Genomic DNA, 9,846 nt, shown 5'->3' with positions numbered 1-9,846 from the left:
TCTCTCCAGCTCCGCAAGATACCTGCCGGACAGCTGCTCTATCTCATAAAAGAGCTGCGCCCGTGCTGTTTGTGCTGTCGCCATGTTTATTCGTCATTTTTTATGAAACCTTGCATCGTTGTTCCGCCCACCGGAGGCGAAAAACGGCAGCCAATGGCTGTTCAACCGATATCCAGAGCCGATGAACGGCCCCGCAGGTCTGTTAAACGGCTCTTTGGGGCGGTTGATCGGCTTTCAAGATACGATGAACGTATCCGTCGGGCCGTTCATCGTATCCTTGGAATACGTTTTTCCTATCGGCGGATGCGGTTCTGCGTATCAACGCATATGAACGACGGGTTGCAGAGGCGGTTCGCGAACCGCCTCTACGGATTTCGCCACGTGCTGATTCCTCAAACCGCCCTCGAACAGCCCCACAGCGTCTCCGGGTCAATATCAATATTGCCCGGCCAGACCACCGTGCCGTTCTCCACGCTGGCCTTCATGAACAGCGGTAGGTTTTTCAGCTTGAGAAAAGGCTTTTTTTCCAGCAATGGCACCATATCAAAGATGCGCCGCTCGTTGTTTTCAAACGTCAGCAGCAAGCTGCGGTCTTCCTGCGGCGCAACGCTGATCACGTCCAGCAAGAGTTGCATGAGGTTCTCCGTCTTATTGCAGCGGCGCGATGCGGAACGGCTCCTCGCCAGCAAGGGCCAGCTCCCAGTCGGCCAGCAGCTCATCTTTGTGAATGTCCATCCAGACCTGCACCATACGCAGCTGCCTGGCCGGGAAAGCTCCGGCCAAAACCGTTCCGTCTTCAATCGCGACCGAGGCCTTCTTCCCTTGGTAGCGGACATGAACATGCGGCGTGCTGTGCTGCCCCAAATGTTCATAATAGATCGAGACAAGTAGCCGTAGAACATCGAAACGGTAGGCATGATGATTCCCTATTTCTGTTGAGCCAGCTGCTGATTCCCCTTCTCCGCCGCCACGTCGCCCTGCGGCTTCTCCCCAAACGGCGCGGCCTTCACCTCCGTGCCTGGCCGGAGCATCAGCAGGCCTTCGACAATCACCTTGTCGCCAGGAGCAAGGCCCTTGGAGACCAGCCACTTGTCCTCCACTGCCCGCTCGATGGTCAGCATCCGCATCTCGGTCTTACTCTCCGCGCCAACCACCAGAACAAAAGGCTGGCCTTTGCCGTTGCGGGACACGGCCTGCTGCGGCACGAGCAGGCCCTGCTCGCGCACGCCTTCCTGAATCACCGTGCGGACAAACATGCCTGGCAGCAGCATGCCGTTCGGGTTGGGAAAGACGGCCCGCAGCAGCACCGAGCCGGTGCTCTGATCCACGGTCACGTCGCTGAACTGGAGGGTGCCGTCAAGGGGATAGGCCGCTCCGCTCTCCAAAAGCAGGCGGACTTTGCGCTGGTTCTTCGCTGCTTGGCCGCCGCTGTTGAGCTGGAGCAGTTTGGCTGCTGACTGCGGCATGTCAGCATAGATGGGGTCAAGCTGCTGCACTGCGGTCAGGGGAGCGGCCTGATAGGCAGTGACCACCGCGCCTTCGGTGACGTTGGAAACGCCTGTCCGGCCGGAGATAGGGGCTGTGACCTTGGTGTAGCCGAGGTTGATGCGGGCGGTCTTGACTGCCGCCTCAGCCTGCTGCACCGAGGCTTCGGCAGCGGCTATCGCGCTTTTGCTGCTCTCGACCTGGGCTTCGGCAGCGGCCAAGGCGGCCTCGGCCACAGCTACCTCGGTAGCGGCTTGATCGCGCTGCACCGCCGAGTTGACCTTGTTTTTGAACAGGTCCTCGGCCCGCTGACTGTTGCTGCGGGCAAGGCTCAAGGTGGCCCGCAGGCGCACCGCATCCGCCTGACCCGCCTTCAGCGCGGCAGCAGCCCGTTCAGCAGCTTTGCGGGAAGCCAGCAGGCTGGCTTCGGCGTTGTCGAGCGCGGCTTGAAAGGGCGCAGGGTCAATTTGATACAGGGCTTCGCCCGCCTTCACATCCGCGCCCTCGGTGAAGAGCCGCTTCTGAATGATGCCGCTCACTTGCGGCCTGATCTCCGCCGCCCGGTAGGCAGCGGTGCGGCCCGGCAGCTCGGCGGTCAGCTCCACCCGCTGCGGCTGCACAACCACAAAGGACACCGCTGGCATGGGCTTGCCCTGCGGGCCTTGTCCTGGCTGGCCGCCTTGCTGCGGGCCGCCGCCCTTGCCAAGCAGCGCGGCCAGAGACTGCGCGCCCTCTTTGCAGCTGGCGGTCAGCAGGCTGCTGGACAGCAGGAGCAGCAGGAGGCTTTGTTGATAGATTGTCTTCATGGCGGTCTCCAGTATCGCAGAGGCTTTATTCCATCAGCCCGTGAAAGAAAATGTTGAGAAGGATGTCCGGCGATTCGGGGTAAGGCTGCCGCTCCTCCAGCCAGTGAAAGAGGAAGGCGTTGCAGAGACTGTCCAAGGCCAGAGCAAGGTGCCAAGGATCGGCGGTGCGGCGAAACAGCCCGCTGGCCATGCCGTCAGCAAAGACACTCTCTAAGCGGCGCAGGGTCAGCTCGCAGCGTGCTCTGATATCGCTGTCCAAGCCGGCTTTGATGTTGAAGCTTGCGCCGCGATGCTCGGCAAAATACAGGCGGACGCAGGCCGCGTTGTCCATGAAAACCCGGCCTTTGGCCTGCACATAGCTGCGCAGCCGCTCCACCGCATTGCCCTCCGCTCTCAAAGCCTCGGTCAGGGCGGCATGAAAGCGGTCCGCCTGCTCCGAGATCAGGGCTTTGTAGAGGTCTTCTTTGTTTTTAAAAAATTTGTACAACGTGCCGACGGCGAACTCTGCCTTCTCGGCAATCTCCTGCATGGAAACATTGTGGTAGCCTTTCTCCGAAAAGAGAGCCAGCGCGGCGGCGAGCATGTCCTGCCGCTGCCTGATTCTCTCTCTCTCCCGGCGCGGGAGGTTCAGTTCGCACATGTGCTGACAAGCGGTCTTGATCTGTTTAATGAGGCAGTCGTACGGAAAGTGACGCACGGTTCACATTCTAAATAAACACTTCTATTTCTTCAAGAGGGAAAATTGAAAAAAAGCTATGCTGTCCGCTCGTACTGCTGTCCGGGCAGCTGGCGGAGCAGCCCTTTCAGCTCCAAGCTGAGAAGCAGGCCGTGCAGGCCGCTGACCGGCAAGCCGCTTTTGGCTGTCAGCTCATCAATGTCCGCCGGACCCGGACAGTCGGCAAATAAGGTCAGTACGCCGCGTTCCTCCGTGGAAAGATCGTCTGGAAGCAGCGGCGCGGCAGACGGCCTGCCTCTGCCGCCGATGTCCGGCAGCCCAGACAGGATGTCCTCAATCGAATGAACCAGATGTGCGCCTTGCTGGATGAGGCGGTGTGCGCCTTCGCTTTGCGGGGAGTCTATCCTGCCCGGAACGGCGAAGACCTCGCGGTTCTGCTCCAAGGCCAGCTCGGCGGTGATCTTTGCGCCGGAGCGCACGGCTGCCTCCACCACGATCACGCCAAGCGAGAGGCCGCTGATAATCCGGTTGCGGGCCGGAAAGCGAAAGGGTTCCGGTGGAGCACCGAGCGGGTATTCGCTCACAATCAGCCCCTGCGCCAATATCTGTCCGTACAGGCGGCTGTGAAAACGGGGATAGACCACATCCGCGCCGCAGCCGAGCACAGCGACTGTGCTGCCTCCGGCAGCCAGTGCGCCTGCGTGGGCCTGCCCATCAATGCCTTCGGCCATGCCGCTGACCACAGTAAAACCCGCCTGAACGAGCTGACGGGCAAGCATGAAGCTGACATTGCGGCCATAGCCGCTGGCAGAGCGTGCGCCAACTACAGCGACGGAGGGTGTTTGCAGAAAAGAAATATCACCTCTGCACCAGAGCAGGGCGGGCGGATCATGTATGGTGCGGAGCTGAGGAGGATAGAAGGGATCAAGGAAGGAAATCAGCCGCACTCCGGCTGCTGCGGCTTTTTTCTGCTCTTTGGCTGCCCAAGAGCAGGCCTGCGAGAGAACTGTCTGACTGCCGAGCAGAGCGGCCAGCTTGGGGCCGATGCCTTCAACATGTGCCGCTGCCCGGCCAGCGGTCAACACCGCCTTCGGACTGCCGAAGGCGGCAAGCAGACGCTGCATCAGGGCCGGACCCAAGCCCGGCAGGCTGACAAGGGCCAGCCAGTCGCTGATGTCGGCGCGGACCGCCGCCTCTGGATGCTGCGGGTCAGTCGTAGACAAACGGCTCCAAGTAGCGGCTGCGGTTGGGATGACGCAGCTTTTTGATCGCCTGAGATTCTATCTGCCGGATACGCTCCCTCGTCACTGCAAAGCACAGCCCCACCTCTTCCAAGGTGTGGTCGCAGGCCACCTCAATGCCGTAACGCAACCGCAGCACCTGCGCCTCGCGCTCGGTCAGCTCTTCCATCACTTTAGCCAGACAACGGCGCAGACTTTCGGCGATCGAGCTTTCCTGAGGGTCGGGATTGGCCTCATCAATAATGAAGTCGCTGAGCAGGGTGTCTTCTTCGTCCCCCACCGGCGCATCCAAGGAAATTGCGTCTCTGGCAGTCTTGAGGGCAGCGTTGACGTAGTCAACATCGGTGTTGAGCTGCTCGGCCAACTCCTCTGGGGTCGGCTCGCGGCTCTCGTTGCGCTGAAACTCGCGGGTGAAGCGCAGCATCCGGTTGATGGCCTCAATCATGTGCACCGGCAGGCGGATGGTGCGTCCTTGATCGGCGATGCCCCGGTTGATGGCCTGTCGGATCCACCATGTGGCGTAAGTGGAGAACTTGTAGCCCCGGCTGTGGTCGTATTTTTCCACCGCCTTCATCAGACCGATGTTGCCTTCCTGAATCAGGTCAGGCAGGGCCATGCCTCGGTTGAGGAATTTCTTCGAGATGGAAATTACTAAGCGCAAATTGGCCCGCACCAAGGCCTCCTTGGCCTGCTTGGCCATCAGGCGACCAATCTTCACTTCAGTGAAAAGGGAGTTGAAGCTGCGGCAGTCCATGCCCACCGTCTCAGCCAGATCAAGGCATATCTGCCGCTCCAGCTCGTCGACATGGTGATCTTCAGGGGCGCAATGTCCATTTCTGGAGGCCAGCAGAGCCTCGCGCCGCGCCCTGATCCGCACTTCGCGGAACTTCTCGCTGAACTCCTCCACTGCCTTGACCACTGGCAGCAGGCTGCGGAAGCTGACCCGCCAGCTGCGGAACAAGCCGCTGATTTCCAATCCTGCGTCGCGGATGCTATCGCCCAGCCGCTCCTCATCCGTTTGACTGCCTAGCTGTGCCCTCAGCTGCTGGAACAAGGCGGATCGCTGCTGATCAAGCTGGTCGGCCCGGTCAACGGCGGCGATAAATGCCTCGCGAATAACTGCCAGCCCGCTCTCGTCATTCTCCGAAACTCCATTAAGCACAGAGCCGATGCGCAGACTGCCCTGCTGCAAACCAGCTTTCAGTGTCTTAAGCGCCTCCAGCCCGACGGTCAGCTGAAGGAGCGCGTTCTGCACTCTGTTTTCGCCTTCCTCAATTTTCTTCGCCAGCGCGATTTCCTCGTGATAGGAGAGCAGATCCAGCTCGCCCATCTCGCGGAGATAAATATTCATCGGATCCGAGCCGAACTCATCCTGACAGGGCCGGTCCTCCTCATGGACGCTGTCGCCGCCATGCTCGTCATCGGATACGTCCGCGTCCGGGCTGCTGGTCACATCCTCTTCTTCGTCTTCATAATAAAATTTTTCTGAAGACAGCTCTAACTGGTTCTTCACGCTGATACCTCCTCCGTACCGTTGTTCAAAAATCCCAGCCTTGCAGACGAAATCCGCCGATTCCGCCCCCCCCCTGCCGTTTTTTCATCCCTGCGCCTGCTGCCGACCAATGTCCTCAACTTTTTTCTTGCAGTCAGAGACCGCTCTTCACAGCCAGCAGCCTTCAGGCGGCAAAAAAACATTTGATCGTCTGCTTTTCGCCCCCGCAGTGCCTTTCCATACAATATACAATTTTTTGCATCCGATGTACAGAATTTTCTACAGCCACAGCGTGGTTTTCTATTTAAACAAGCCCGCTTGTTTCTGCCATCCCCCAAAAAAAGAAGCGGTATTTTTCCATTCAACAGCTCCCGCTTAGACAGCACCGTAAAAAATATCAGGAATGAATCTCAGCAACATATATTATACACATCTTCCGAATCTTCTGCAAGAAATCAGTACTAAAAATCTGCTGTCTCCTGTCTTAGGGAGATTATTTTCAGCTGTAGCTTGCGAACCATTTCTTCATCCCCGGACTGCACAGCCTGACTTTGCTGCCGCAGCAGCTCAGCGTTAAGCCGCTGTTTATTTCTAGCGCGGAACCATGCACACAAATCATCTAAATTTTTATATTCATCTTCGTCGTCAAAGACATCGGTCGCGTTGTGCAGCTCAGACAGCTCCTGTAGCTGTCGGCTGGAGCTGCCAGTGCCTTGTCGGAGCAGATTGACCACTTGCTGCCGCGCCGAGCCGTCAGGCAATACCGAAAGCAGTTGCTCCGGGGCGAACTGCCCTGCTTCCGCCAGCGTCCGCATGGCAGCGGCAATTTCCTGTACTGGCGGTGCAAAGGATATCATGCACTCCAATAACCCTTCCTTGATGAGTGTGCTGAAATGCTCTGGGTAGCAGACAAGCATATAAAGCAGCCGCTGCTCCAGTGCCGACAGCGGCGCAGTTTCCTCAAGCGCAGGCGGCGGAACCTGCTGCTCTTCAGCTGGGTCAAAAAACGGAAAAGGAGACTGTTCCATCTCCTTCAGTTCCGTTTTTGGCAGGAAATGTTCCGCCGACACCCCCAGCTTGCCTGCAAAATGCGCGGCCATGAGCTCCCTTTGCGCTGGATCAACAACCAGCTTCACCAATTCCGCCAGCTCCGCCATGATCTTGCTTTTCCCGGCCAGCGTGTAGCCGTGTTCTTTGGCAAGAGCATCGTAGATGAATTCCGGCAGCGGATCAGCTTTGTCAAGGAGCTGGCGAACAGCATCCGCCCCATGCTCACGTACGAAGCTGTCCGGGTCATGTCCGGCGGGCAGGAGGGCGGCCTTGGCTTCCAGTCCCTCGGCAAGGAAGATCGGCACCGCCCGCCGCGCCGCCCGCAGCCCTGCCGCATCGCCGTCAAAGAGCAGCACGGCTTCGGCGCACAGGCCGCGCAGAGCACGCACATGCTCTTTTGTAAGGGACGTGCCCAGCGGCGCGACCGTGTTGCTGATGCCGTGCACATCAAGCAGGAGCAGGTCGAAATTGCCCTCTACGATCACCGCCCGGCGGCTTTGGCGGATCGCCTCCCGGTGCTGATGCAGGCCGAACAGGAGACGGCCCTTTTCAAAGACCGGGCTTTCCGGCGAGTTCATGTACTTCGGCTGTCCGTCGCCAAGCACACGCCCGCCAAAGGCGCATACCCGCCCGCTGTGGTCAAGGATGGGAAACAGCAGCCGGGCGCGGAAACGGTCATAGAAGCCTTTGCCGCTGTTTCTGCGCACAATCAGCCCGGCCTGCTCCAGCATCTCAGGGCTGAATTTGGCCGCCAGCCGGGTGCTGATGAAGTCCCATGAGTCCGGCGCGAAACCAAGCTGATACTGGATGATGAATGTCTGAGGCACCCCGCGCCGCTGCAAATACTGCCGGGCTGCTTCCGCATCCGGGGATGTGGTCAGGTGCTCATGGCAGAGCCGGGCGGCCTTTGTGTTGATCGCATAAAGCAGCTCGCGCCTCTGCCGCCGTTCCTGCTCCGCCTCGTTCAGCTTCAGTTCCGGCAGGCTGATCTGGTGCCGCTTAGCCAGCTCCTTCAGAGCATCAACGTAGCTCAGATTCTGATGTTTCATCAGGAAGCTGAAGACATCCCCAGACTCGCCGCAGCCGAAGCATTTGTAATGCTGCCGCTGCGGATTCACTGAAAAGGAAGGCGTTTTCTCCCCGTGAAAGGGGCAAAGACCGGTGTAGTTGGCTCCGGCCCGCCGGAGCTGCACATGCTCACCAATCACCTGCACGATGTCAGCAGCCTCGCGTACCCGCTCTCTGGTTTCTTCCCAAGATTTTTTTAATTCCATATGGATTGCGCCTGTTCGGCACATAATTGCAGACAGAAGATTAGTCATACACCATAATCATCTGAATATCAATGGAATTTATTGAGCTGACAAAAAAATCGCAACAAAGGCAGGGACGGCGTAAAAAAGAGAAGCGGCTTGATCAGCCTTTCAGCCGCTCCCGGAGCTGGCGGAAAAAAAGCTCCGTGCGCAGGAAGGGCCGCCAGCGCAGAATGAAACTGGAGCAATCCCAGAGCCTGCGCGGACCCGGCGGCAATTTTTCAGCCTGATGCTGACCGTGAAAGTCGTCCAAATGCTGCTGCTGGCGGATCGCTTCGATTTCGCTGTTTTTCGGAAAGGCGAGGCGGGTGAGCAGCAGATAGTTGAGCCAAGGCTTCAGCTCGGCAAAGGTGAAACCAAGCAGAGCGGCAGCAGTGCCGTACTGCTTCGCGCCAGCAAGGATGCCTTCCTGCAAAGGCCGGAACTGCTCGCTGTGCGCCTGCTCTGCCTTTGCCGCTGCGTCATCGCTGCGGCGGAAAAGCAATTCATAGCCCGCCTCATTGTCCGCCAGCCGGTAAGCGTTGAGGGTCGGATGCGGGGCGCGGCAGACTTCCTCAAATAAATCCAAGTTGGCGAGCATGGCCGACGCGGCGGCATCGAAACGGTCGCGGTCATAAACCATGCCGCGTATTTGGTTGCGCGGGGTCTCCGGGTAGGGAATGCCCCGGCTGGCCCCGAAGAGCAGGCCGTGACAGCGGGGCGCGTCGCTGCGGTGGGCAACAGCCCGGTGCAGAAAACGCTGGATGGTGCCCAGCCAGCCGATGTCCACCAAGGCCACGTCTGTCTGCTGAAAAAAGCCCTGCCCCTCCAGATAGCGCAGCAAAGCCTGATTGGCGGGCAGCGTCTGCCGCCGCACCTCGGCTTGAAAGTCCTCTTCTTCCAGCATCTCGTTGAAACGGATGCGGTTCTCCATAAGAAAACCCGCGTGCGCCGGGGAGAGCACGGTTTCTTGATTCAGATCATGCTTGGACAAGTATGGAGCGAACGGCTCCGCCTGCAAACCGAAAACCCGGCAGACATCGCGGAAGTCACGGTTGCCCGCAGGCAGGAAGACGATGTCCGTGTGCTCCCGATCCAAGCCAGCATGGGCGCAGCTGGCCGGGGCCAAGGCCATGCGGCTGACATAAAGATACGAAACCTTAGGTAGCTCGGCTCCGGCGAAGACACGCGGCGCGACCTCGTTCCATATCTGCTCGAAGAGCCAGCCTTCGCGGGAGAAAAAATAAATGCGCCTGATCTCCGAGCGCAGGCAGTGCTCGGCCACGCCCTGAATGAAGCCTGCGAAGAGCGGGGCAAAGACGTTGAAGCCCTGCACATAGAGCGGATGGCGGGGGATGTTCTCTGCTTCCAGCGGCAGCATGAGCTGCTGGAGGGCGCGGCCCCGGTAAAAAGGCTGGCTGAGGGAGTATTCGCAGTAGCGTTTGGCCAAGGATTTGCGCAGCTTTTCCCGCCCATCACGGAGGACAAGAGCTTTGATGCCCTGCTCCTGCGGGCGCAGGCCGTCGGAAATGGGATTGTCGCCGACATGCAGCCAGCGGTCATAACGCAGGCTGAAGCGTTCCTTGAGCATCGGGAAAGCGAGGCCCGAAGCCTTGGCAAGAAAGGTGTCTGCGGAGGAAATGACTGCGTCAACATGTTCCAGCAAACCGGCGTGCGCGACCAGCCGTTCCAGATGACTGGCGGGCAGGTAAATATCTGAGATGATCAGCAGCCGCTTGCCCTGCGCTTTCAATTCCTTCAGCCAGACCGCCAGCTCGGCGCGGGGCACAAGGACGGCATTCTC

8 protein-coding genes are annotated in these 9,846 nt (G+C 59.2%); all 8 read right to left on the bottom strand.

Annotated elements, in window-relative coordinates:
* Positions 1 to 392: 392 nt before the first annotated feature.
* Positions 393 to 635, bottom strand: a complete 243-nt coding sequence (locus ACNKID_RS06505) for a DUF2442 domain-containing protein (RefSeq protein WP_417912625.1) — start codon at positions 633 to 635, stop codon at positions 393 to 395.
* 13 nt (positions 636 to 648) lie between these two features.
* A complete protein-coding gene (locus tag ACNKID_RS06500; protein WP_417912624.1) occupies positions 649 to 864 on the bottom strand; it encodes a DUF4160 domain-containing protein in 216 nt (71 codons plus the stop codon).
* 62 nt (positions 865 to 926) lie between these two features.
* Complete coding sequence (locus ACNKID_RS06495) at positions 927 to 2,291, bottom strand: efflux RND transporter periplasmic adaptor subunit (protein ID WP_417912623.1); 1,365 nt, start codon at positions 2,289 to 2,291, stop codon at positions 927 to 929.
* 25 nt (positions 2,292 to 2,316) lie between these two features.
* Positions 2,317 to 2,931: a TetR/AcrR family transcriptional regulator gene (locus ACNKID_RS06490; RefSeq protein ID WP_417912622.1), complete on the bottom strand. Its 615-nt coding sequence runs from the start codon at positions 2,929 to 2,931 to the stop codon at positions 2,317 to 2,319.
* A 113-nt stretch (positions 2,932 to 3,044) separates the two neighbouring features.
* Positions 3,045 to 4,190 carry a DNA-processing protein DprA gene (gene dprA / locus ACNKID_RS06485; protein ID WP_417912621.1) on the bottom strand — a complete coding sequence of 382 codons (1,146 nt, stop codon included), beginning with the start codon at positions 4,188 to 4,190 and terminating at the stop codon, positions 3,045 to 3,047.
* Positions 4,177 to 5,721, bottom strand: a complete 1,545-nt coding sequence (locus ACNKID_RS06480; RefSeq protein ID WP_417912620.1) for a sigma-70 family RNA polymerase sigma factor — start codon at positions 5,719 to 5,721, stop codon at positions 4,177 to 4,179. Before ACNKID_RS06480 ends, dprA begins: the two co-directional genes overlap by 14 nt.
* Positions 5,722 to 6,161: 440 nt before the next feature.
* The gene (dnaG, locus tag ACNKID_RS06475; protein WP_417912619.1) at positions 6,162 to 8,024 is read right to left on the bottom strand and encodes a DNA primase; all 1,863 of its coding nucleotides are present in this window, start codon (positions 8,022 to 8,024) and stop codon (positions 6,162 to 6,164) included.
* 142 nt (positions 8,025 to 8,166) lie between these two features.
* The coding region (locus ACNKID_RS06470; protein ID WP_417912618.1) for a hypothetical protein at positions 8,167 to 9,846 on the bottom strand (1,680 nt) is incomplete at its 5' end.

The sequence above is a fragment of the Candidatus Electronema sp. TJ genome (genome assembly GCF_048287355.1).
Lineage (GTDB): Bacteria > Desulfobacterota > Desulfobulbia > Desulfobulbales > Desulfobulbaceae > Electronema.
The sequence above is the reverse complement of the archived record's forward strand: the minus strand, read 5'-3'. Positions and strand labels throughout refer to the sequence as shown.